Source organism: Microbacterium sp. 22303 (assembly GCF_052045265.1).
Lineage (GTDB): Bacteria > Actinomycetota > Actinomycetes > Actinomycetales > Microbacteriaceae > Microbacterium.
On the sequence record NZ_JBQEOQ010000002.1, the window covers coordinates 382555 to 405609 of the forward strand.

Genomic DNA, 23055 nt, shown 5'->3' on the forward strand with positions numbered 1-23055 from the left:
GCGCGGGGCTCCCGCCCGCCGCGGCTCAGCCGATCAGGCTGGGCTGCAGGTCGCGCAGGGTGCGCTTGTGCGTCATGCGGGTGACCCCGATCATCGCGAGCAGCAGGGATCCGACCATCCAGATCCCCAGCACTCCCAGATCCGTCAAGGCCCTCCCGACCTGCCCGCCGTACATCAGCTGGCGCATGGCGTCGACGACGTATCCCATCGGCAGCACATGGTGCAGTGCGGCGAGCGGCGCCGGCAGCGTCTGCCAGGGGAATGTGCCGCCTGCGGTCACCAGCTGCAGCACCATGAGCACGAGGCCCATGAACTGCCCCACGGATCCGAGCCACACGTTCAGCGCGAGGATGATCGCGGCGTAGGTGGCCGAGGCGAGCACCATGATCCCCAGGGCGCCCCAGCCGTTCTGGAACGTGAACCCGAGGGCCCAGGCGAGCACGCCGAGCAGGCCGACCATCTGCAGCGCCCCGAACGCCGCGGGCGTGAGCCAGCCGGCGAGCGTGATCCGGATCGGCGAGTGCAGCGCCGTCACCGCGCGCCGCGAGATCGGCTTGATGATGAGGAACAGCGCGTAGATGCCGATCCAGCCCGCCAGCGCGGCGAAGAACGGTGCGAGGCCCTGGCCGTAGTCCTTGGCCGCGGCGACCTTGTCGCTGGACACGTCGACGGGGTTCGCGATCGTCTTCGCCTGCTGCTCGCGCAGGTCGGGTGTGGACGCGGGGATCGCGTCGACACCGGCGGCGAGGCCGTCGTGCAGGGTGCCGATGCCCGTGGCGAGGGTGCCGAGGCCGTCGTGCAGGGCCTTCGCGCCGTCGCGCGCACTTGCCGCGCCCGAGCTCAGCGTCGCGGCACCGGTCGCGGCCGTCTGCGCGCCGTCGGCGAGCTGCTGCGACTTGTCGGCGAGGGTGGCGCTGCCGGAAGCGACCTGGGCGCTGCCGTCGGCGAGCTGGTCGATCTTGCCGACCGCGCCCTGCACGGTGTCGTTGCCGCTGCGCAGTCTGTCGCCCAGCGGATCCAGCTTCGCCAGCACCGCGTCGATCTCGGGCTGCGAGAGTCCGCGGTCCGCCAGGGCGGTCGCGATGTCGCTGCGCACCTGGGGCAGAGTGTCGGTCGCCTGCTGCACGAGGGATCCGGCCTCGTTCGCGTACTGCGCGATCTGCTGATTGCCGTCGCTCACCTGCTGCGCGCCGTTGGCGAGGGTCGCCGCGCCGTCGGCGAGCTGCTGGGATCCGTCGGCGATCTGCTGCGTGCCGCCGGCGAGCTGGGCGGCGCCGTCGGCGAGCTGGGCCGTGCCGTCGGCGAGCTGCCCGCTGCCCGAGACGGCGGTGTTCGCACCGTCGTGCAGCTGCGAAGCGCCGTCGGCCGCCTCGCCGAGCTTGTCCCGGACGTCGCTCAGCCCGGTGAGCAGCTTGTCCGCGGCCTCCTGGCCGACCATCTCGGCGACAGACCGGCGGATCTTCTCGACGGCTCCGGATCCGATCGACGACGCGAGGTAGTTGTTGGCGTCGTTCGTCTCGAGCTCGATCCGTGCCTGGTGCGGGCTCGTACCCGAGGAGGAGAGCAGTGCTTCGGAGAAGGTCTTGGGGATCGTCACCGTGAAGTCGACGTCGCCGTTCTTGAGGGCCGCGCGCGCGGCAGTGGCGCTCATCCGGTTCCAGTCGAACGCCTTGCCCTCGACGAGGTTGTCCGCGACCTTCTCGCCGTAGTTCGTGGTGGTGCCGTTCGAGGTCGACCCGGCGTCCTCGACGACGAGGCCCACAGGCACCTCGCTGAACTTTCCGTACGGATCCTGGTTCGCCCACAGGTACAGCCCGCCGTACAGGATCGGCACGGCCATGAGGGCGATCAGGGCGATCACGGCCATGGGGGTCGCGGTCAGCCGGCGCAGTTCGGCGCCGATCATCGCGGGAATCTTCATCGCGCGGCTCCGTTCTCGGTGTCGGTGGGGTTGTCGGTGTCGGTGTCGTCTTCCTCGACGACCTCGGAGGGGACCGGATCCGGCTCGATGAGGATCTCCTCGACGTCTACAGGTGCGACCGGATCCGGATCTGCGTCCCTCACCGTGGTCGATCCGGTCACGTCGGCGAGTGGGCGCACGGGCACCGTGGCGTTGGAGGGGTAGTCGGTCTCGAGCGCCTCGGGGAGCCGCTCGATGACGGCGGCCGCGGATCCGCCGACGATCACGAGCACGGCGAAACCGCGCTCGGCGAACTCCGTGGCGATGCGCCACCAGCCTTCGGGGCGCCCGCCGTGGCGATCGGGGGAGACCAGCACGAACCCCTCCACGTCGTCGCGCAGCACGGCGAGCTCGGCCATGACGCGCACGCGCACGGAGGGCTTGATGGTGCCGATCGGCTGCGCGGCGAGCTCGGCGAAGCCGATCTGCTCGAGCCAGCGCCGGGCGTGCAGCGGGGTGGCGGGCAGGCCCGCGAACATGAGCTCCTCGCCCACGACCGCGGCGAGTGTCACGCCGGGGTGCGGGTCGCTGACCTCGGGGGCATCGACGAGCGCCATGCGGCGGCGCAGGTCGCGGTCGTTCCGGGTTCCGTCGATCGTGACCTCGCCCGTGTCGGGGCGCATCCGGCCGGTCGCGATGAGGCCCAGCACCGTGGGGCGCAGCTCGGTCTCGGCGAGCACGAACCGGGCGTGGCCCGTCTCGATCTCGAGCGACGTGGTGGGCAGCGCATGGCCCTTCTTGCCCTTGCTGACGTCGTGCACGGCGATCCTCATGCGCGGCCCTCCTCGGCGGGAATCGTGGCAAGCGTATCCGGCGCACCGGTCGCAGAGAGCTCGGGGTGCGCGGCGAGCAGCGTGTCGATCTCGCGCCAGCCGAGCCCGGCGATGCTGAGCACCGCGCGCACGGCGATGCCGCCCGCGGCGGGGGAGGAAGCGTCGGTGCGGGTGACGACGGTGCGGGCGCTCTCCTCGATGAGACGCGCGAGCGTGGGGGCGGCCATGTCCTGGCGCAGCTCGCCGTCCTCCTGGCCGCGGCGGACGAGCGCCGCGAGCACCCGCCGCAGGGGTGCGAGCGCGGCGGCGGTCTCCTCGACGTGCGCGTCGTCGAGCGCGATCGCCGCGGCGACCTGGACGTGCGCGGCCTCGTGCCACAGGTCCGCGGTGAGGCGGGCCAGCGCGATGCGGCTGTCGGCGTCGTCGACCCGCTGCGCGATCGCGTTGAAGCGCGCGGCGCCGGAGGAGATCAGCGCATGCACGAGGGCGGAGCGGTCGTCGAAGTGGCCGTAGAGCGCGCGGCGGCTGAGGCCGGCGGCGCGGGCGATCTGGTCGACGGAGGCATGCGGATCCGCGGCCAGGGTCTGCGAGGCGGCGGCGAGGATGCCGGCCCGGTTCTCGGCGGCGTCCCTGCGCTGACGGCGGGGTGCGGTGATGTCTGTCACCCCATCAGTGTAACTCTAAAGTGCACATACGTGTGCAAGTTAGGGATGGGTGCGTGTGTGGCCGGTCGTTCACTGGTCGCGTATTGCCGTTATGCCGCGGGAATGAGGGCATTTTGCGACCTGCGAACGGGGAGATGAGCGGGATTTGCGGTATCCGGCGACGCAGGGCGTCCTGGAACGGGATATGCGGGATCCGGATCTGTGCGGCCTGGATCCGGGTTCGGCGCGTCGGCGCCGGGTCAGGCCAGCAGCAGTCGGAGTCCCTCGATGATCGCTCCCGCACCCGACGAGGCGAGCGCCTGGGAGACGGCAGGCTGGGTGATGCCCTCGGCGGCCGCGAGGTCGCGCTGGAAGACGCCGAGGCAGCGGCCATAGGTGAGGCGCCGTGTGCGCGCGCTCATGTCGCTGATGAGCTGGTCTCGCGTCATCAGCCCGATGTTCGCCTGATGGGCGAGGAGGCGCGCGGCGTCCGGCTGGGCCTCGTGCGCGACCACCCAGGTGCGGGCTCCTGGCACGGTGCGTTTCTGCAGCGCATGCACGTGCTCGATCGCGGTGCGCGCGGCCCACCACCCCGGCCCCTCCGGGAGGTCTCCCGCAGCGGAGGCGATCTCCTCGACCGGCCCGATGCCCACGCCGAAGCGGCAGTCGATGTGCTCGGGCAGGGCGAGCCGCAGCAGGGTCAGCCCCGCGAGCGCGGCGTCGAGCGTGGGGTAGACGCCCTGCTGCTCGTCGCCCACCGTCGGCCGGAGCGGGCTGCTCGCGAGAGGCCGGTCGGCCTCGACGCGCGCGATGGCGTCATCGAGCGCGTGCTGGGCGCCCGAACGGTCATCGAGCCCGCGAGATCCGACGATGTCGAGGATCACGGCGATCATGAAAAAAGGTTATCACTGATCTTCTACGAAGATAAGCTCTTTGCTTCTTGATCGGGCGGATCCGCCGAGGGCTTATGGAGCCCGGGAGGCCTCAGTCCGTGCCGGAGTCGAATGCGGCACCCTCGCTGGCTGCATCCACCGCATCGGCCAGCGCCTCCTCGGTGTCGGCGAGGGTCGTTCCCTCGACCGAAGCCGCGATCTCGGAGGCCTCGCCGGCCGTCACGCGGCCGACGAGCTCGCCCGTCGCACCGCCGACGAGACCGAGACCCGCGTACTGCTCGAGGCGTGCGCGCGAGTCGGCGATGTCGAGGTTGCGCATCGTGAGCTGGCCGATCCGGTCGACCGGGCCGAACGCGGCGTCGCCGACGCGCTCCATCGACAGCTTCTCGGGGCCGTAGGACAGGTTCGGGGAAACGGTGTCGAGGATCGTCCAGTCGTCGCCGCGGCGCAGGCGGATCGTGACGGTGCCGGAGATCGTGGATCCGACCCAGCGCTGGATCGATTCGCGCAGCATGAGCGACTGCGGCTCGAGCCAGCGACCCTCGTACATCAGGCGCCCGAGGCGGCGGCCCTGCTCGTGGTACGTCGCGAGGGTGTCCTCGTTCAGGATGCCGTTGACGAGGCGCTCGTAGGCGATGAAGAGGAGCGCCATGCCGGGGGCCTCGTAGATGCCGCGCGACTTCGCCTCGATGATCCGGTTCTCGATCTGGTCGCTCATGCCCAGGCCGTGCCGTCCTCCGATGCGGTTCGCCTCGAAGACGAGCTCCACCGGATCCGTGAACTCGACGCCGTTGAGCGCGACGGGGCGGCCGCCGGCGAAGGTCACCGTGACATCCTCGGTCTCGATCGCGACGGAGGGATCCCAGTACCTCACGCCCATGATCGGGTCGACGGTCTCGAGCGACACGTCGAGGTGCTCGAGGGTCTTCGCCTCGTGCGTGGCGCCCCAGATGTTGGCGTCGGTCGAGTACGCCTTCTCGGCGGAGTCGCGGTAGGGGAAGCCGTGCGCGACGAGCCACTCGCTCATCTCCTGGCGTCCGCCGAGCTCGGTCACGAAGTCGGCGTCGAGCCAGGGCTTGTAGATGCGCAGGCGCGGGTTGGCCAGCAGGCCGTAGCGGTAGAACCGCTCGATGTCGTTGCCCTTGTAGGTGGAGCCGTCGCCCCAGATGTCGACGCCGTCCTCCTTCATCGCGCGTACGAGCAGCGTGCCGGTGACGGCGCGGCCGATCGGCGTCGTGTTGAAGTAGGTCTTGCCGCCGGAGCGGATGTGGAATGCGCCGCAGGCCAGGGCGACGAAGCCCTCTTCGACGAGCGCGGTCTTGCAGTCGATCAGGCGCGAGTCCTCGGCGCCGTACTCCAATGCACGCCCGGGGATCGAGGCGATGTCGTCCTCGTCGGGCTGGCCCAGATCGCCGGTGTACGTGTACGGCACAGCACCCTTGTCGCGCATCCACGCGACGGCCACGGAGGTGTCGAGCCCTCCCGAGAAGGCGATGCCGACGCGCTCGCCGACGGGCAGGGACTGGAGGACCTTGGACATGGGATCCAGTCTATCGGCGGGCAGGGGGTGCATTTCGGGGGAGGCCCACCCGGGCGGGGCGACGGGCAGGGGTGCGCGAGTGACGCAGGACCGGGCGGATGCGAAGTCGCTCAGATCAGGCGCACGTCTACGCCGAGAGCCGCGTAGGTTCCGATGGCGCGACGGTCACAGGAGAGCAGCGGGACACCGGCGGCCTTTGCAGCGAGTCCGACAAGGCCGTCGTAGATCGCGCCGCCGGCGATACCCGCCTGGCTCAACGTGGTCACGGCATCGCGTGCGACGCCCGGCGAGAGCGCGGCCGACACGGGAAACTCGCGGGCGATGACCTGCGCGGCGTAGGCAGCGCTGAGTCGATTGTCTCCGGGGAGCCGCGTCAGAACGGAGTAAGTCTCGAACTGCGCATGGCCTGCGAGGCCCAGCGTCAACCCCTGTGTGAGCTCGAAGGCCACATCGTGCGACGGACTTGCATCTCGGAGAACCGCGAGCGCCGCGCTCGTGTCGAGGAGGAGGTCAGCGCTGGTCGGCAAGGCGAAGCTCGCGGATGTCGTCGGCGGTCAGCACGGGCCCGCCGGTGATGACCAGTCGACCATCCTTCTCGGTGACGCTGTCATGCGTCTCGATCTCGATCCGGATCCCGTCTCCGTCGATGATCAGGTCCACCGGCCCTGGCACCATCCCGAGGCGCTCGCGGATCGTCGCAGGGATGACGATCCGCCCTGCCTTGTCCATGGTCGCCTTCATGCCATCAGAATACCATTGGAATGGTCGACCTGAGAGATGGCGGCCAGATCGTGCCGGGGGCGGCTCATGATCCGACCGTTGGAAACGTTTGCAATGCTTCTTGAGCCACAACGCAAACAGCATGCTTCGGTGTTGCGAGGAAAAGCGCAGATTCTCTGGAAACGCTTGCACAATGAGCGGGCGCCCTGCTACTTTCGGGCACGATCGCGCGCGCCCGCCGCGCGGCAAGGAGTCGACGATGACACTCTTCCCCCGCAGAATCGCGACGGCGCTCGCGGCCGCCGCGCTGATCGCATCCGCTGTGCTGGTCGCCCCGTCCGCCTTGGCCGCGACGCCGACGGTCGCGACGAAGGCTCCGGCACCCGCTGCGGATCCGGCCGCCGCCGCGACGAAGGACGTCACGGCGCATCTCTTCCAGTGGCCGTGGAAGTCGGTCGCCGACGAGTGCAGGCACGTGCTCGGCCCGGCCGGCTACGGCGCAGTGCAGGTCTCGCCGCCGCAGGCGCACGTCGAGTTGAAGGACCAGGGCTACCCGTGGTGGCAGGCGTATCAGCCGGTCTCCTACTCGCTGCAGAGCCGCTACGGCACGCCCAAGGAGTTCGCGCAGATGGTCGACGCGTGCCACCGTGCGGGTGTGCGGGTGTATGTGGACGCGGTGCTCAACCACATGAGCGGCCAGCAGACCGGCGGCGTCGGCAGCGACGGCTCCACGTTCGGCAAGTACGACTACCCCGGTCTGTACTCGAACGGCGACTTCCACCACTGCGGTCGCAACGGCAACGACTGGATCGCGAACTGGAACGACCGATGGGAGATCCAGAACTGCGAGCTGCTCGGACTCTCGGACCTCGCGACAGAGACTGAGCACGTGCAGGCGACGCTCGCCGGCTACCTGAATTCCCTGCTGACCCTGGGCGTCGACGGCTTCCGCTTCGACGCAGCCAAGCACATCCCCGCTGCCGACCTGCAGGCCATCACGGCGAGGCTCGATCGCCCGGCGTACATCTACCAGGAGGTGCTCGACGGCGGCCCCATCCAGAAGAGCGAGTACCTGCCCGTCGGCAGCGTGATCGAGGATCGCTACGGCACGCAGATCTCCCGGGTCTTCAAGACCGGATCCCTGTCCTGGCTGAACATGTTCGGCGAGGCCTGGGGGTTCAGCGCCTCCGACGCGTCGGTCGTCTACACCGACAGTCATGACACCGAGCGCGACACCTCGGGAGGTTCGGTCACCTACAAGGACGGCGCGCTGAACGATCTCGCCACGGTGTTCGAGCTCGCCTGGCCGTACGGGCATCCGCTCGTGCTGTCGAGCTACCACTTCACGAGCACCGACGCGGGCCCCATCTCCGACGCCGGCGGCACCGTGCTTCCGGTCGCCTGCAACGCGGCGACGTCGGGCGTGGGCGGCTGGCTGTGCCAGGATCGCGCCGACGCCACTGTGGGCATGGTCGGGTTCCGCAACACCACATCGGGCACGTCCGTGACCCGCTGGTGGAGCGACGGATCCGATGCGATCGCCTTCGCGCGAGAGGGGGCGGGCTACGTCGTCGTGAACAAGGAGAGCGGATCCCTCACCCGCACCTTCGACACGGGTCTCGCCGCCGGCAGCTATTGCAACCTCGTCACCGGACACGTGGTGGGCAACCACTGCACCGGTCCGTCCGTGACGGTGGCGGCCGACGGATCCCTCGCGACGACCGTGGCAGGGCTGTCGGCCCTCGTGATCTCCAAGGACGCCCGCGTCAGCAAGCCCACGGCGGCTCCCGTCGCGGCGGTCGCGTTCACGGCGTACGCCTCGGTCGACGCCGGGCAGAGGCTCGTCGTGGTGGGCAGCGATCCGGCGCTCGGCGCCTGGGATCCGGCGAAGGGCCTCGCGCTCTCGTCCGCCGCATACCCGGTGTGGCGCGCCTCGGCCGCAATCCCCTCGGGCACCTCCTTCGAGTACAAGTACGCGAAGGTGTCGGCGGACGGCACCGTGGAGTGGGAATCGCGATCGAACCGCACCGCGACCGTGCCCGCGGACGGCGCTCTCGCGTTCAACGACGGCTGGAATGCCGGGGCGACGGTGGACGCCTCGGTGACCCTGCATGCGACTCTCGACCCCGGCCAGACGGCGTACATCGTCGGCGGATCCCCCGCCCTCGGCAACTGGAGTCCGGACGCCGCGATCCCGCTCGCGGCTGTCGGCGACGGCACGTACACGGGGACGGTGACGCTGCCCGGCTCGACGACGATCGAGTACAAGTACATCCGCAAGGATGCGGCGGGCAACGTCACCTGGGAGAGCGACCCGAACCGCAGCGTGACCACCGGCTCCGGCGGATCGCTGACGCTCGACGACACGTGGCGCTGAGGCTCTGACCGCTCGAGGTCCGGCCCGAGTCACCGGCCCGTCTCCCCGCCTGGGAGGGCGGGCCGGTTCCCTGCGACCAGCACGAACGGGCGCCTCCGCTCAACGTCGGCGCTTATCCGTGTAATCTCGACGGAGCCGCACCGCGAAGCACCCTCGGAAGGACGCCATGCCTCGCTTCGACCTGCCCCCTGAAGAGCTTCGCACCTACTGCCCGGACGTGGCGGAGCCGGCCGATTTCGACGAGTTCTGGCAACGCACGCTCGAGGCGTCTCGCGCCATCGCGAAGCCCCCCATCCTCACGAGGATCGAGAGTCCGCTGACCGTCTTCGACGTCTACGACCTGCGCTTCAGTGGGTTCGCCGGCGACGAGGTGCACGGGTGGTTCGTCGTGCCAGCGGGAGTCAGCGGGCCATTGCCGACCGTGGTCGAGTACAACGGCTACGGGGGAGGCCGGGGTCTGCCGCACGAGCGTCTGCCGTGGGCGGCGTCGGGCTACGCCTGGGCCTTCATGGACACGCGGGGCCAGGGCAGCGTCTGGGGGACCGAGGGCGTCACGCCCGACCCGCACGGCACGGGGCCGTCCGCGCCTGGCTTCATGACCCGCGGGATCGAGGATCCGGAGGCCTACTACTACCGGAGGGTGTTCACGGACGCGGCACTGCTCATCGACGCCGTGCGCGCGCTCGACGTGGTCGATGCGGATCGTGTGGCGGTGGTGGGCGGCAGCCAGGGCGGGGGCATCGCGATCGCGGCGGCCGGGCTCAGCCGAGGACTGGTCGGGGTCATGCCGGACGTGCCGTTCCTCTGCCATTTCGCACGCGCCGTGGGCCTGACCGATCGAGACCCTTACAACGAGGTCGTGCGGTATCTGTCGGTGCATCGGGGCGCCGACGAACGGGTGTTCCGCACGCTGTCTTACTTCGACGGCGTCAACCTCGCCAAGCGCGCGACGGCGCCGGCGCTGTTCTCGGTGGGGCTCATGGATCCGATCTGTCCCCCGTCGACCGTCTACGCCGCCGCCAACCACTACGGCGCTGTGGTCGACGTGGTCGAATACGCGTTCAACGAGCACGAGGGCGGTCAGGGCGTGCACTGGCAGCGCCAGGCCGCGTGGCTCGGGGCGCGGCTCGCGGCGGGCTGATCCACTCCGGGAGTCCGATCGTCCGCCGTGCGTCGCCGCGCGGCGATTCCGGATGCGAAGGAGCGGCTCGCGAAGCCTGCCGGGCGACGTGCGGCGCTGTTGCACAGGGGGCGGATCCGCTATCGTCGTCAGCGCGTAACTTATGCGCGTAATTAATCGACGGCGGACCGCAGCAGAGCGGATCCGGCCCCTGCGGGGTGATGATGGCGTCCCGTCGATCTCGATGCGGGGCGACCCGCAGAAGGAGATCTCGATGAGGAGACTTCTCGGAGGCCTGCTCGGCCTCGTTCTCGCGCTGGCGCTCACGCTGATCGCCCCGGTGGCGGCGCAGGCGTCGTCCAACGGGTTCTCGGTCTCGGGCGGCAGGATCTACGACGCGAACGGCAGCCTGTTCGTGCCGCAAGGGATCAACCACCCGCTGCAGTGGTACCCGACCCAGACCGGGGCGTTCGCCGATGCGCGGGCGGCCGGGGCTAACACCATCCGGGTCGTGCTGAGCGGCGGCCGGTACGGCACCTCGTCTGCGGCGATGGTGGCCGACGCCATCGCACGATGCAAGGCCAACAAGCTCGTCTGCATCCTCGAGGATCACGACACCACCGGTTATGGCGAGGACTCCTCGGCATACACGCTTGCGCAGGCCGCGCAGTTCTGGGTGAGCCTGAGGTCGACGCTGGTCGGCCAGGAGAAGTACGTGATGATCAACATCGGCAACGAGCCGTTCGGCAACAGCGGGTACGCGAACTGGAAGAGCGCGACGATCTCGGCGGTCCAGACCCTGCGCGCCGCCGGCCTCACGCACACACTCATCGTGGACGCACCCAATTGGGGCCAGGACTGGACCTTCACGATGCGCGACAACGCCGCCGCCGTGGCCGCGGTCGACGGCAACACGGTGTTCAGCGTGCACATGTACGGCATCTTCAGCACGGCGAGCGCCGTGAAGAGCTACATCGATTCCTTCACGAGCCGCGGGCTTCCGCTCCTCGTCGGCGAATTCGCGAACTACCACGCATCCGGCGTGCCCGACGCGAGCACGATCCTGTCGTACACGCGGAGCCAGGGCATCGGCATGCTGGCCTGGTCGTGGTCGGGCAACAGCGGCGAGGACGTGCCGCTCGATCTCGTCAACGGCTTCAACCCGGGCTCACTGACATCGTGGGGGCAGCGCTTCCTCAACGGCGCCGACGGTCTCACGGCGCGTGCGCCGCAGCTCGCCACGGTCTACACGACCTCGGGATCGGGATCCTCCACCGCCCCGAACGGTTACCGGTACTGCACGAGCGCGTCGTCGGATCCGGATGGCGACGGCTGGGGCTGGGAGAACAGCGCGTCCTGCGTCGTGCACGGCGGTGCAGCCGATCACTGACGCCGTAGGGAGCGATGTGAACGGTCACGGCCGGGGCGGCCGGCCGGGTCGTTCTGCGCCGCCCCCATCTCATGGCAGGTAGCCTGCAGAGGTGGGTATCGGGAAGCAGGCGAAGCGCGCGGTCACGGTCGATGACATCGCCGCGCGCGCGGGTGTCTCCTCCGCGGCGGTCTCCTTCGCGCTGAACGGACGCAAGGGGGTGTCGGAGGCGACGCGCTCCCGCATCCTGGCGATCGCCGATGACCTGGGCTGGGCGCCCACGAGCGCCGCCCGCGCGCTCGCAGGAGCCAAGACGCACACGATCGGCCTCGCGCTCGCCCGAGACCCGGGCAACCTCGGCGTCGAATCCTTCTATATGCAGTTCCTCACAGGGATCGAGAGCGAACTCTCGTCGCGTGACTACGGGCTGCTGCTGCAGGTGGTCCCGGATCTCGATGCCGAGCTGCGGGCGCTGCGGCAATGGCGCCGGGCGCGCCGGATCGACGGCGTGATCCTCGTCGACATCCGCACCGAGGATCCGCGCATCGCCGAGCTGGAGAAGGGGGCGCCGCTGGCGAGCATCGCCGTCGGCGACCCGGCATATGTCGGATCTCTACCCGCCGTGTGGACAGACGATGCCGCGGCGATGCGCGAGGCCGTGGAGGCGCTCGCCGCCCTCGGCCACCGTCGCATCGCGCGCATCGGCGGCACTCCCGAGCTCGCGCACTCGAGGATCCGAGACGAGGCCTTCCTCGCCGCGGTGGGCCAGCACTCCTGCCGCGGTATCGTGCTGCAGACCGACTACTCGCCTGAGCGCGGCGCCGCCGCGACCCGTCTCGCGCTCACGGAGCCGGATCGTCCGACGGCCTTCGTCTACGACAACGACATCATGGCGATCGCCAGCCTCGGGGAGTTCTCCGCGGCCGGGCTGCGCGTGCCGGACGACGCCTCGGTCATCGCCTGGGACGATTCCGTAGTGTGCCGGTACACGGCCCCCGCGCTCACCGCGCTGAGCCACGATGTCGTCGGGTACGGCGCGCACGTGGCGCGGCGGCTGTTCCAGGTCATGGACGAGGGCGCATCGGGCGCCTTCCTCGACTCGACGCCCACGCTCGTGCTCCGCGGGTCGACGGGGCCGGCGCCGGCGTGACCGGCGCCGGCCTCGGCCGTTGTCCTCTGGTCGGACGACGGGCTTTCTTTCCGGGTCTGCGTGCCGGGGCCTCGGCAGTGGCGCACCCAGGCCTGCCGCCTCTCGGACTGACCTGACCCGGCGGATCGGATCGCCAGGCGACGACGCCCCGGTCAGACCGCCTCGAGGTGCAGCACGAATGCCTGCACCGGCCACAGCGTGGGCAGCTGCAGGCCGATCTCGGACAATGCCGCCCCAGGGAGCTGGACCTCGCCGGAGGTGAACCACGGCGGGGCGATCCACCCGTACGCCGCGTCGCCGATCTCGCGGCGCACCCGCACGCGGTAGTGCCGTCGGCGATCCAGGCCGGGGATGCGGAGCCGTTCCGCGCGTGCATCCTCGAGGCTCGCGACCGTGGCGACCACGACGACGGCGGCGCCACGGTCGGGGGTGATGAACCCGGTGATCCGCCACGCGGCGTCGCGCACGACGGGGTGCAGCGTGGTTCCGGTGTGCACGATCGGCCGCAGCTCTTTGTAGAGCCGACCGAACGCGGCGATCGCCTCGGTCTCCTCCTCAGAGCAGTCGAGGATGTTCCACTCCAGCCCGGCGGATCCCATCAGGCTCGTCGCCATCCGGTACGACAGCGGCGTGACCCGGCCCGAGCTGTGCGACTCGGCGGGGCCGACGTGCGCGCCGACGAGCTCAGGCGGCAGCAGCAGCCCGGTCCAGCGCTGGATGTCCTGCCGCTCCACGGGGTCGTTCGAGTCGCTCCCCCAGACCCGGTCGGTGCGCTGCAGGATCCCGAGATCCGTACGCGCGCCGCCCGAGGAGCATGACTCGATCTCGAGGAGCGGGTGCCGGGCGCGCAGCTCGTCGAGCAGACGGTACAGCGCGAGGGTCTGCGTGTGCACGCCGGGCTGGCCGTCGTGCACGCTCTCCACGAGGTCGCGGTTGTGGTCCCACTTGACGAAGTCGATGCCCAGCTCGTCGACGAGCGCGGAGATCTGCCCGAGCACGTGCGCGTAGGCACCCGGGTTGGCGAGATCGAGCGCGAACTGGGTCCGCCAGGACAGCCGAGGGTCGTGCTGCAGGTGCCGCGGATCGTGCAGCAGCCAGTCCGGGTGGCTGCGTGCCAGGTCGGACTCGAGACTCACCATCTCGGGCTCGAACCACAGCCCGAACTGCATGCCGAGCTCGTGCACGCGCGCCGCGAGCGGCGTCAGTCCCTCGGGCCATACGGTGCGATCGACCACCCAGTCGCCGAGGCTCGTGGTGTCGTCGCGGCGTCCGGCGAACCAGCCGTCGTCGAGCACGAACCGCTCCACGCCGACGGCGGCCGCCCGCTCGGCGAGGGCTGTGACGCGGGCCGGGTCGTGGTCGAAGTAGACGGCCTCCCAGGTGTTCAGCACGAACGGCCGCGCCGTGGCGGGATGGCCGGGACGCGCGCGGAGCCAGGTGTGGAAGGCGGCCGCCACCCCGTCCATGCCATCCGCGGAATATGTGAACAGCACGTCGGGTGCGACGAGGTCCTGCCCGGGCTCGAGCACGACTTCGCCCGGACGCAGCAGCTCGCCGCCACCCAGCTGGGTGACGGCGTCGGTGATCCGGTCGACCCGGTAGGTGACATCGGTGGACCACGCCACATGCGCGACCCAGACCGACCCGTCGTCGAACCGCGGTGCGCCGACCGAGGCGGCGAACAGCGTCGGCGAGTCGTGGCCCGGGCGTCCGCGCCGGGACTGCCGGACGACGGATCCGGCGGGCATCGCGGTGACGACCGGACGCTTCTCGCGCGTCCAGCGACCGTCGAAGGAGAGCAGGTGATCGGCAGTCGTGGGCACGGGGAGGATGCTCTCCAGCCAGTCCACCTCGATGCGCCCGGCAGGACCCTCATGCCGCAGCACCTGCCCGACGCGCACGACGCCACCCGCCTCGATCCCGATCCGCACGGTCAGCCGCAATCCGATCGCGTCGTCCACGGCGGTCGTCTCGAAAACGCTGGGAGCAGTGACTCCGGATCCATCCGCCCCCGGGACGGCCGCGGACGTCTCGACCCGCCACCGCGGACGCAGCTGCACGCCGTCGAGGCGCAGTTGCAGGCCCGGCCGGCCGGACCATCCCTCCGCCTCCTGCGGGGAGATCGTCGCCTCCCAGGCGGTGTCGAGCGTGGCCGGCGGCGTCTGCCGGTTCAACGCCGCGCGCAGCGCCGCCGAGTCACCGGCGAGGTCCGCGCCGAGCGGCGCACCCCAGTGCAGCACCGCGGGCAGTCCCGGTCCTGCGGGGTCGACGACGACGGAGGCGCCGTGCGCTTCCAGGACGATGAGGTCAGCGGTCATGCGGGCTCTCCTGCGGAGGATCGGGGTCAGCGGACGGGTCGCTGTGAGCGGGCGCCGGCGGCGGTCGTTCGCCGGTGCCGCGCTCGATGAGCCAGGTGGGCAGTCGCTCTTGCTGCGTGAAGCTTGTGGGGGCGCCGATCCGCTCGAGCGCGAGCCGGGCCGAGCGCCTGCCGAGCTCGACCGGGTCGTAGGCGACGACGCTGACGCCCAGCACGTCGGCGGTGTCGAAGTCGTCGAAGCCGATGAGTGCGGGCGGCGGCTCCGCGCGCCCCCGCAGCGCCCGCAGCGCGCCGATCGTCATCCGGTTGTTGCCGGTCAGGATCGCCGTGGGCGGGTCGTCGAGCTCCAGCAGGGACGCGACGATGGCCTCGGCATCCGCCTCGCGATCGTCGACGAGGCGCTCCCAGCGGGCCGTGTCGGCGATGCCGGCGGCGGCCATCGCCCCGCGGTAGCCGCGCAGCCGCTCTGCCTGCGTGTAGACGGCGGCCGGGTTGCAGGCGTACGCGATGCGGCGATGCCCGCGGGCGAGCAGGTGCGCGGTGGCCTCGTAGGCGCCGCGGTGGTTCTCCAGCACGATCGAGTCAGCGACGAGGTTGCGCGCGGGGCGGTCGATCGCGATGACCGGGGTGCCCAGGTGCCGCTCGCCCTCGAGGTGCGACTGGTCGTCCGCGACCGGGACGATCAGCAGCGCGTCCACGCGCTGCGCGAGCAGGGCGTCGGCCACGCGCTCCTCGCCGTCGGCGGTGTCGTCCGTCGTGGCGACGACGAGGGCGTAGCCGTGCGGCGCGATCTCCTGCTCGATGCCCGCGGCGACCCGGTAGTAGAACGGGTTGCCCAGCTCGCCCATGACGAACGCGATCGTGTGCGTCGATCCGCCTCGGCGCAGATTGCGCGCCAGCGTGTTGGGCCGGAAGCGCAGGCGCTCGGCGGCGCTCAGCACCCGCTCGACGGTCTCGGGCGACACCAGGTCGCGGTTCGCGTAGACCCGGGAGACGGTCTTGGCGCTCACCCCTGCGAGGCGCGCGACGTCGTCGAGCGTGGCTCGGGTCTGAATTGCCATCGGGCTCCTTCATGGCGGGGGAATCGCGGTCGGGTACGGGGGCGGAGCGGGGTTGATCGGCGAGCCTAGCAACAGCGCCCTCCGGTGTCTATCGAAGGACATCTGTAGAAGATTCGGAATGCTCCGGGGACCGATCAGAGCTGGTGAATCCCTGATCAGAAGCGAGTTTAAACGATTCGATCGCAGAGCAGCGGCGCCAAGACAGCGTTGACATGGGCTTGCGCTTCCGGAGATTATGCGCTTAATCTTACGGGACCACACAGCAGGGCCCCCGAAACCCCCGTTTCAACGACGAACCACTCGTTCAAGGAAGAACCCGACAGGAGTCACCATGGCAAAGAAGGCATTCGCCCTCGCCGCGACCGTCGCCGTCGCCGCGATCGCGCTCAGCGGCTGCTCGTCCAGCGGCAGCGCGGGCAACTCGATCGACGGCAAGCCCACGGGCACGATCACCGTCCTCACCCAGCGCACCGACCTCGTCTCGGACGGCACGTTCAAGAAGTACGCGGCCGAGTTCAACAAGGCCTACCCCGACGTGACCGTCAAGTTCGAGGGCGTCAACGACTACGAGAACGCGATCAAGACCCGCCTGAACGGCACCAAGTACGGCGATGTGCTCGCCATCCCCGCTGCGGTGAAGCCGAGCCAGCTGGCGCAGTTCTTCGAGCCGCTCGGCAAGACCGCCGACTTCTCCGGCAAGTACCGCTACACCTCGCAGGCCTCGTACAACGGCACCCAGTACGGGATCGTGTCCGGCGGCAACGCGAACGGCATCGTCTACAACAAGAAGGTCTGGGAGAAGGCGGGCATCACCAAGCTCCCCACCACCGAGACCGAGTGGCTCGACGACCTCAAGCTGATCAAGAGTAAGACCGACGCCATCCCGCTCTACACGAACTACAAGGACGGCTGGCCGCTCTCGCAGGGTATGGGCAACCTGGGCGCCATCACGAACAATGTGAACGCGGCGATCGACATGGCCGAGAACCCGACTCCGTGGAAGGAGGGCACCGACATCTACGCAATCGACTCGCTGCTGTTCGACTCGGTCAACCAGAAGCTCACCGAGCCGGATCCGCTCTCGACCGACTGGGAGGGATCCAAGACCCAGCTCGGCACCGGCAAGATCGGCGCCATGGTGCTCGGCTCCTGGGCGATCTCGCAGATGCAGGCCGCCGCGGTCAAGGCCGGCGCCTCGGCCGACGACATCGGCTACATGGCATTCCCCGCCAACGTCAAGGGCGTGCAGTACGCGACGAACGCCGGCGACTACGCCTACGGCATCAGCAAGCACTCCACCGCGAAGGCGGCCGCCCAGGCGTGGATCACCTGGTTCACCGAGAAGAGCGACTACACGAAGAGCCAGGGCATGGTGTCCACCCTGAAGGACTCGCCGCTCCCGGCGAACCTCACCGGTCTCTCGGACGCGGGCGTGAAGCTCATCGAGCCGGCCGCCGCGCCCAAGGGCAAGGAGAGCCTGCTTAGCGATGTCGCCAACCAGGCCCAGATCGACCTCTACGGCCAGGTCTACCGCCAGAAGCTCGTCGACATCGCCCGTGGGGCGGCCGACGGAACCAAGGACGGCTACTTCGCCGAGCTGAACTCCAAATGGGACGCGGCCGTGAAACAGCTGGTCAACTAACCCGACCCGATCCACACCCGGAGGACATCTCATGGCGATCTCGACCCCGAGCACCGCGCCGGCGAGCACCTCCGCCATCCCTGCCGTCTCCGGGCGTCGCGCATTCGTGCGGCGCCCGGAGCCCACGGGGCGTCGGCGGATCCTGACCCCGCTCACCCCGTGGTTCTTCCTGGCCGCCGCGCTCGGCCTGCTCCTGCTGCTGACTTACTGGCCGGCGGTGAACCTGATCTACTACAGCTTCACCAGCTGGGACGGGTTCGACCAGAACAAGACCTTCATCGGCCTGGACAACTACGTCCAGGTGTTCACGAACCCCGACATCTTCCGGGTCTTCCTGGTGAGCGTCTACTACTTCCTCGCGACGTTCGTGCAGATGGCGCTGGCCCTGTACTTCGCCTCGATCCTCAGCTTCTCCACCCGGTTCTCGAACCTGTTCCGCGGCGTGCTGTTCTTCCCGTACCTCATCAACGGCGTCGCGATCGCGTTCATGTTCCAGTACGTGTTCCAGCAGGGCGGCTCGCTCGACATCGTGTTCAGCTGGTTCGGCGTCACTCACCCGCCGCAGTGGCTGGGCGATCCGTCGATCGCGAACTGGTCGCTCGCCAGCACCTCCGTCTGGCGCTACACGGGCCTCAACTTCGTGCTCTTCCTCGGCGCGATCCAGTCCATCCCGGCCGAGCTGTTCGAGGCGGCGGACTTGGACGGAGCGAGCAAGTGGCAGCAGTTCTGGGCCATCATCTTCCCCGGCATCCGGCGGGTGGTGGGGCTGAGCCTCATCCTCGGCATCTCCGGATCCCTGGCCGCCTTCGAGACGCCGTTCATCATGACCGGCGGCGCGAACGGCACCACGACCTTCGTCATCAAGACCGTGCAGACGGCGTTCGTGTACACGCACGTCGGCCTCGCCTCCGCGATGGCGGTCATCCTCCTTCTGATCGTGCTGCTGGTCACCTGGATCCAAAGAAAGCTCTTCCCCGACGAGAAGGTGGACCTCGCATGAGCGCTCTCGCACCCCGCCGTGCGGACGGGCGCCGCACGCCCAGCCTCGCCTGGATCCGCTTCCGCGGAGCCAGCGCGAAGACTGCCAAGTACGTGAGCCTGCTGCTCGCCGCGTTCTGCACCCTGCTGCCGATGGTCGCGATCCTGTTCGCGAGCTTCAAGGGCAGCAGCGAGTATCACCGCACGAGCGCGCTCACCCCGCCGCAGAACTGGTTCAACCTCGGCAACTTCGTCACCGCCTTCGTCAAGGGCGACATGCTCGAGGGCTTCGTGAACACGGCGATCGTGCTGTCGGTCTCGCTCGTCGGCACGATCTTCATCGGATCCATGGCCGCTTACGCACTGGACCGGTTCCGGTTCCGCGGCAAGGGCCTGGTCACCGCGCTGTTCATGATCGCCACGCTGGTGCCGTCCGTGACCAGCCAGGTCGCGACGTTCCAGCTCATCAACGGGCTGGGCCTGTACGACACCAAGGGCGCTCTGATCCTGATGTTCACGGGCACCGACATCATCGCGATCTACCTGTTCATCCAGTTCATGCAGTCGATCCCGGAGTCGCTCGACGAGGCGGCGATGCTCGACGGTGCGAACCGGTGGACGATCTATTGGCGGATCATCCTGCCGCTGCTCAAGCCTGCGATCGCCACGGTGGTCATCATCAAGGGCATCGGCATCTACAACGAGTTCTACACACCGTTCCTCTATCTGCCCAGCGAAGGCATGGTGTCGACGACGCTCTACAACTTCAAGAGCGCGACGAACACCCAGTGGGAGGTGATCTCGGCGGGCACCCTGCTCGTGATCATCCCGTCCCTGATCGCCTTCCTGCTGCTGCAGAAATGGATCTACCGAGGCCTGATGGCGGGAGCCGTGAAATGACCCTGACCCCCGTTCTCGCCGGCGCGATCGTGGAGACCGGACCGCTGCGCGCGCACACCCGCGAGCTGCACGATGGCTGGCGGATGCGCGCCGCCGCCGGCCCCGTGCCGGAGCACCTCCGCGACGCCCTGAGCGACGGATCCGTCGACGCGACCGTACCTGGCTGCGTGCACACCGATCTTCTCGCCGGGGGGCTGATCCCGGATCCCTACCTGGACGACAACGAGGCGCTGCTGGCCTGGATCGGCCTCGTGGACTGGACCTACGAGACCCGCTTCGACTGGACCGCGGGCGGGCACGAGCGGCACGACCTGGTCTTCGACGGGCTCGACACGGTCGCCACGGTGCGCCTGAACGGCACCATCGTGCTGGAGGCGGCGAACCAGCACCGCTCGTACCGCGTCGACGCCAGGGCGGCGCTCGTCGAGGGTGAGAACGTGCTCGAGGTCGCCTTCCGCTCGCCGATCCGGTACGCGAACGCGCAGAGCCTGGAGCTCGGCGCGCGGCCGCGGCCGTACCCGCTGCCGTACGAGGCGATCCGCAAGTCGGCCGCGAACTTCGGCTGGGACTGGGGCATCGCCACGTACACGAGCGGGATCTGGCGCCCGGTGCGCGTGGAGTCCTGGTCGGTGGCGCGCCTCGCCGAGGTGCGCATCGCGGCCACGCCGACCGTCGGCGGCGGCCGGGCGGAGGCCGTGGTGCGCGTCGAGCGCGCATCGGAGGACGCGGCGAGCTCGTTCGTCCTGACCGCGACCCTGGGCGGATCCCGCGGCGAGGTGCTGCTCCCAGCCGGATCCGACACCGCCGTGCTCGCTGTCGAGGCGGCGGGTCTGGAGCGCTGGTGGCCGGCCGGCTACGGCGACCAGCCCCTGTACGACGTGCACGTGTCGATCCGCGAGGAGCCGCCGCACGTGCGCGGCGACCTCGACGCGGTCGTGCGCCGCGTCGGCTTCCGCACCGTGGAGTGGGACACGGCGCCCGACGCCGACGGCACCCCCTTCACCCTCGTCGTGAACGGACAGCCGGTCTTCGTGAAGGGTGTGAACTGGATCCCGGACGACGCCCTGCCGGTGCGCGTGGACCGCGCCCGGTACGAGCGGCGCCTGCAGCAGGCACTCGCCGCGAACCTCAACCTGATCCGGGTCTGGGGCGGCGGAATCTACGAGTCCGACGACTTCTACGCGCTGTGCGACGAGCTCGGCCTGCTCACCTGGCAGGACTTCCTGTTCGCGTGCGCGGCGTACCCGGAGGAGGAGCCACTGCGCGGCGAGATCGAGGCCGAGGCACGGGAGAACATCGTGCGCCTCGCGGACCACGCCTCGCTCGTGCTGCTCACGGGCAACAACGAGAACCTGTGGGGCCACGAGGACTGGGGCTGGAAGAGCTACCTGGACGGCGCGACCTGGGGCGCCTACTACTACCACGAGCTGTTCCCCGCTCTCGTGGCGGAACTGGCGCCGCACGTGCCGTACAGCCCGGGCAGCCCGTTCAGCCCGGCGCAGGCGGACGGCACGACGCCGCACCCGAACGCCGAGCCGCACGGCACCATGCACCTGTGGGAGCAGTGGAACCGCCGCGACTACCCGACCTACCGCGAGCACCTTCCGCGCTTCGTCGCCGAGTTCGGCTGGCAGGGGCCGCCGGCCTGGTCGACGCTCGTGCGTTCGGTCTCGGACAGCCCGCTCACCCCGGAGTCGCCAGGCATGGTCGTGCACCAGAAGGCGATGGAGGGCAACGTCAAGCTGACCAACGGCCTGCTGCCGCACTTCCGCGTGCCGGCCGACATGGAGACCTGGCACTGGGCCATGCAGCTGAACCAGGCGCACGCCGTGCGGTTCGCGCTGGACCACTTCCGCTCGCTCGCGCCTTACACCATGGGTGCGGTGGTCTGGCAGCTTAACGACTGCTGGCCGGTCACCTCGTGGGCCGCGATCGACGGCGACGAGCGGCTCAAGCCGCTCTGGTTCGCCCTGAAAGCCGCGTTCGCGCCGCGGGTCGTCACGATCCAGCCGCGAGACGACGGGCTCGTCGCCGTGCTCGGCAACGACACCGGGTCGGACTGGTCGGGATCGCTGGCGGTGCGCCGCCTCGGCTTCGACGGATCCGAGCTCGCCGTGCAGACCGTGTCCGTCTCGGTGCCGGCCCGCGGATCCCTGTCGGTCGCGATCGATGCGTCGGTCGCGACGGCGGGCGATGCGGCCGCCGAGCTGTTGGTCGCGGACGTGCGCGACCGCTCCCTGAGCGAGCGCAGCGAGACGAACGGCGCCGTGCCTGTCGGGCGCGGGTTCTGGTACTTCGCCGAGCCCCGGGACTCCGCGCTGCCGGCGGCCGAGCTCACGATCGACGCGACGCCCGTCGCCGAGGGCACCGAGGTGCGGCTCACGGCCTCGACGCTCGTGCGCGACCTCACGCTCCTCGTCGACAAGATCGACCCGGACGCCGTCACCGAGCAGGGCCTGGTGACCCTGCTCCCCGGCGAGAGCACGGTCTTCACCGTGCGGCACACGTCGCCCCTGGACGAGTCGCTGCTGCGCTCGCCGCGGGTGATCCGCACGGCGAACGAGCTGGTCGCCCGATGAGCGCGACCGACATCATGGACCCCTACGTGGCGGGGATGACCTGGGGCTGGACCGGCGTGCGCGGCACCTGGGCCACGCCCGAGGCGGCCGAATCGATGCAGGCCATGGCCGAGCACGGCGTGAACTGGACGGCGATCGCGTACGCGGTCGAACAGGCCACCGCGCAGTCGCTGACCATGCCGTGGGACCTGGCGCCCACGGTCACCGAGGACGAGATCGTCTGGGCGATCCGCGAGGCGAAGCGGCACGGGCTGAAGGTGTGCCTGAAGCCCGTCGTGAACGTCAGCGACGGCACCTGGCGTGCGTACATCGGCTTCTTCGACTGGGACGTGCCCGGCGAGCCGAGCTGGGGCGAATGGTTCGCCGCGTACACCGAGTTCATCCTGCACGCTGCCCGGATCGCCGAGGCCGAGGGCTGCGAGATGCTCTGCATCGGCTGCGAGATGGTGCGCGCCGACAGCCGTGAGGCCGAGTGGCGGGCGCTGGTGGCCGCGGTGCGCGAGGTCTACTCGGGTGTCGTCGCGTACAACTGCGACAAGTACCAGGAGGACCACGTCACGTGGTGGGACGCCGTGGACGTGATCACGTCCAGCGGCTACTACCCGATCGACTGCTGGGACGCCGAGCTCGACCGCATCGAAGCCGTCGGGCAGGCGTCGGGTAAACCGTTCTTCTTCATGGAGGCCGGCTGCCCGTCCCGCGAGGGGTCTCCGGACAAGCCGAACGACTGGAACCTGCCCGGGGCGCCGTCGGGCGCCGAACAGCTGCGCTACTACGAGGCGATGTTCGCGGCGTGCGACCGCCGCCCGTGGATGCGCGGCTTCATGCTGTGGGACTGGCCACCCACGCTCTATCCCCTCGCGGATGCGGCGACGAACGACGACTACTGCCCCTATGGCAAGCCCGCCGGCGAGTTCCTCCGCGAGACGTATCTCGCGAAGACCGGCTGATCCGACGCCGGGCCCAGAAACCTGGCTCTCGACGTGTTTGCGCGGTCATTTCCCGTAGCCGCTGCTGATAACGGTGCAGCGT

General features: G+C 69.7%; 18 protein-coding genes. 9 read left to right on the top strand and 9 right to left on the bottom strand.

The window, feature by feature from the left end:
• Nucleotides 1-25 precede the first annotated feature (25 nt).
• The 7 genes from ACTJI8_RS07515 to ACTJI8_RS07545 form a co-directional block, all read right to left on the bottom strand.
• Complete coding sequence (locus ACTJI8_RS07515; RefSeq protein ID WP_440732794.1) at nt 26-1921, bottom strand: YhgE/Pip family protein; 1896 nt, start codon at nt 1919-1921, stop codon at nt 26-28.
• The gene (locus ACTJI8_RS07520) at nt 1918-2733 is read right to left on the bottom strand and encodes a hypothetical protein (protein WP_440732795.1); all 816 of its coding nucleotides are present in this window, start codon (nt 2731-2733) and stop codon (nt 1918-1920) included. The genes ACTJI8_RS07515 and ACTJI8_RS07520 overlap by 4 nt, the downstream gene beginning before the upstream one ends.
• Nucleotides 2730-3398, bottom strand: coding sequence for a TetR/AcrR family transcriptional regulator (locus tag ACTJI8_RS07525; RefSeq protein ID WP_440732796.1), 669 nt, complete (start codon nt 3396-3398; stop codon nt 2730-2732). Before ACTJI8_RS07525 ends, ACTJI8_RS07520 begins: the two co-directional genes overlap by 4 nt.
• Nucleotides 3399-3637: 239 nt before the next feature.
• Complete coding sequence (locus ACTJI8_RS07530; protein WP_440732797.1) at nt 3638-4270, bottom strand: SatD family protein; 633 nt, start codon at nt 4268-4270, stop codon at nt 3638-3640.
• A 91-nt stretch (nt 4271-4361) separates the two neighbouring features.
• Nucleotides 4362-5810 (bottom strand): argininosuccinate synthase, encoded by a 1449-nt coding sequence (gene argG, locus ACTJI8_RS07535; RefSeq protein WP_440732798.1) that lies wholly within the window; start codon nt 5808-5810, stop codon nt 4362-4364.
• 110 nt (nt 5811-5920) lie between these two features.
• Nucleotides 5921-6337, bottom strand: coding sequence for a PIN domain-containing protein (locus tag ACTJI8_RS07540; RefSeq protein WP_440732799.1), 417 nt, complete (start codon nt 6335-6337; stop codon nt 5921-5923).
• A complete protein-coding gene (locus ACTJI8_RS07545) occupies nt 6321-6551 on the bottom strand; it encodes an AbrB/MazE/SpoVT family DNA-binding domain-containing protein (protein ID WP_440732800.1) in 231 nt (76 codons plus the stop codon). Before ACTJI8_RS07545 ends, ACTJI8_RS07540 begins: the two co-directional genes overlap by 17 nt.
• A 238-nt stretch (nt 6552-6789) precedes the next feature.
• Between ACTJI8_RS07545 and ACTJI8_RS07550 the strand changes: the two genes are divergently transcribed.
• The 4 genes from ACTJI8_RS07550 (at nt 6790) to ACTJI8_RS07565 (ending at nt 12546) form a co-directional block, all read left to right on the top strand.
• A complete protein-coding gene (locus ACTJI8_RS07550) occupies nt 6790-8907 on the top strand; it encodes a carbohydrate-binding module family 20 domain-containing protein (protein ID WP_440732801.1) in 2118 nt (705 codons plus the stop codon).
• A 166-nt stretch (nt 8908-9073) separates the two neighbouring features.
• Nucleotides 9074-10048 (top strand): acetylxylan esterase, encoded by a 975-nt coding sequence (locus ACTJI8_RS07555; protein ID WP_440732802.1) that lies wholly within the window; start codon nt 9074-9076, stop codon nt 10046-10048.
• Nucleotides 10049-10301: 253 nt separating this feature from the next.
• Nucleotides 10302-11417, top strand: coding sequence for a cellulase family glycosylhydrolase (locus ACTJI8_RS07560; RefSeq protein ID WP_440732803.1), 1116 nt, complete (start codon nt 10302-10304; stop codon nt 11415-11417).
• 91 nt (nt 11418-11508) lie between these two features.
• A complete protein-coding gene (locus ACTJI8_RS07565; RefSeq protein WP_440732804.1) occupies nt 11509-12546 on the top strand; it encodes a LacI family DNA-binding transcriptional regulator in 1038 nt (345 codons plus the stop codon).
• Nucleotides 12547-12698: 152 nt separating this feature from the next.
• On the opposite strand, the gene ACTJI8_RS07570 is transcribed toward ACTJI8_RS07565, so the two are convergent.
• Both ACTJI8_RS07570 and ACTJI8_RS07575 read right to left on the bottom strand, forming a co-directional pair.
• Nucleotides 12699-14864, bottom strand: a complete 2166-nt coding sequence (locus tag ACTJI8_RS07570) for an alpha-galactosidase (RefSeq protein WP_440732805.1) — start codon at nt 14862-14864, stop codon at nt 12699-12701.
• Nucleotides 14854-15924: a LacI family DNA-binding transcriptional regulator gene (locus tag ACTJI8_RS07575; RefSeq protein WP_440732806.1), complete on the bottom strand. Its 1071-nt coding sequence runs from the start codon at nt 15922-15924 to the stop codon at nt 14854-14856. The genes ACTJI8_RS07570 and ACTJI8_RS07575 overlap by 11 nt, the downstream gene beginning before the upstream one ends.
• Before the next feature lie 331 nt (nt 15925-16255).
• Here ACTJI8_RS07575 and ACTJI8_RS07580 point away from each other — a divergent pair, with 331 nt between their 5' ends.
• The 5 genes from ACTJI8_RS07580 to ACTJI8_RS07600 are packed head-to-tail and all read left to right on the top strand — an operon-like array spanning nt 16256 to nt 22973.
• Nucleotides 16256-17566, top strand: coding sequence for an ABC transporter substrate-binding protein (locus tag ACTJI8_RS07580; protein WP_440732807.1), 1311 nt, complete (start codon nt 16256-16258; stop codon nt 17564-17566).
• A gap of 31 nt (nt 17567-17597) precedes the next feature.
• Complete coding sequence (locus tag ACTJI8_RS07585) at nt 17598-18566, top strand: carbohydrate ABC transporter permease (protein WP_440732808.1); 969 nt, start codon at nt 17598-17600, stop codon at nt 18564-18566.
• The gene (locus tag ACTJI8_RS07590; protein ID WP_440732809.1) at nt 18563-19444 is read left to right on the top strand and encodes a carbohydrate ABC transporter permease; all 882 of its coding nucleotides are present in this window, start codon (nt 18563-18565) and stop codon (nt 19442-19444) included. The genes ACTJI8_RS07585 and ACTJI8_RS07590 overlap by 4 nt, the downstream gene beginning before the upstream one ends.
• Nucleotides 19441-22023: a glycoside hydrolase family 2 protein gene (locus tag ACTJI8_RS07595; RefSeq protein ID WP_440732810.1), complete on the top strand. Its 2583-nt coding sequence runs from the start codon at nt 19441-19443 to the stop codon at nt 22021-22023. Before ACTJI8_RS07590 ends, ACTJI8_RS07595 begins: the two co-directional genes overlap by 4 nt.
• Nucleotides 22020-22973: a glycoside hydrolase family 113 gene (locus tag ACTJI8_RS07600; RefSeq protein ID WP_440732811.1), complete on the top strand. Its 954-nt coding sequence runs from the start codon at nt 22020-22022 to the stop codon at nt 22971-22973. Before ACTJI8_RS07595 ends, ACTJI8_RS07600 begins: the two co-directional genes overlap by 4 nt.
• Nucleotides 22974-23055: the final 82 nt, after the last annotated feature.

Coding starts and splice junctions, on each gene's coding strand:
- ACTJI8_RS07515 (WP_440732794.1), bottom strand. CDS start 1,921: ATGAAGATTCCCGCGATGATCGGCGCCGAACTGCGCCGGCTGACCGCG.
- ACTJI8_RS07520 (WP_440732795.1), bottom strand. CDS start 2,733: ATGAGGATCGCCGTGCACGACGTCAGCAAGGGCAAGAAGGGCCATGCG.
- ACTJI8_RS07530 (WP_440732797.1), bottom strand. CDS start 4,270: ATGATCGCCGTGATCCTCGACATCGTCGGATCTCGCGGGCTCGATGAC.
- argG (WP_440732798.1), bottom strand. CDS start 5,810: ATGTCCAAGGTCCTCCAGTCCCTGCCCGTCGGCGAGCGCGTCGGCATC.
- ACTJI8_RS07545 (WP_440732800.1), bottom strand. CDS start 6,551: ATGAAGGCGACCATGGACAAGGCAGGGCGGATCGTCATCCCTGCGACG.
- ACTJI8_RS07550 (WP_440732801.1), top strand. CDS start 6,790: ATGACACTCTTCCCCCGCAGAATCGCGACGGCGCTCGCGGCCGCCGCG.
- ACTJI8_RS07555 (WP_440732802.1), top strand. CDS start 9,074: ATGCCTCGCTTCGACCTGCCCCCTGAAGAGCTTCGCACCTACTGCCCG.
- ACTJI8_RS07560 (WP_440732803.1), top strand. CDS start 10,302: ATGAGGAGACTTCTCGGAGGCCTGCTCGGCCTCGTTCTCGCGCTGGCG.
- ACTJI8_RS07570 (WP_440732805.1), bottom strand. CDS start 14,864: ATGACCGCTGACCTCATCGTCCTGGAAGCGCACGGCGCCTCCGTCGTC.
- ACTJI8_RS07575 (WP_440732806.1), bottom strand. CDS start 15,924: ATGGCAATTCAGACCCGAGCCACGCTCGACGACGTCGCGCGCCTCGCA.
- ACTJI8_RS07580 (WP_440732807.1), top strand. CDS start 16,256: ATGGCAAAGAAGGCATTCGCCCTCGCCGCGACCGTCGCCGTCGCCGCG.
- ACTJI8_RS07585 (WP_440732808.1), top strand. CDS start 17,598: ATGGCGATCTCGACCCCGAGCACCGCGCCGGCGAGCACCTCCGCCATC.
- ACTJI8_RS07590 (WP_440732809.1), top strand. CDS start 18,563: ATGAGCGCTCTCGCACCCCGCCGTGCGGACGGGCGCCGCACGCCCAGC.
- ACTJI8_RS07595 (WP_440732810.1), top strand. CDS start 19,441: ATGACCCTGACCCCCGTTCTCGCCGGCGCGATCGTGGAGACCGGACCG.
- ACTJI8_RS07600 (WP_440732811.1), top strand. CDS start 22,020: ATGAGCGCGACCGACATCATGGACCCCTACGTGGCGGGGATGACCTGG.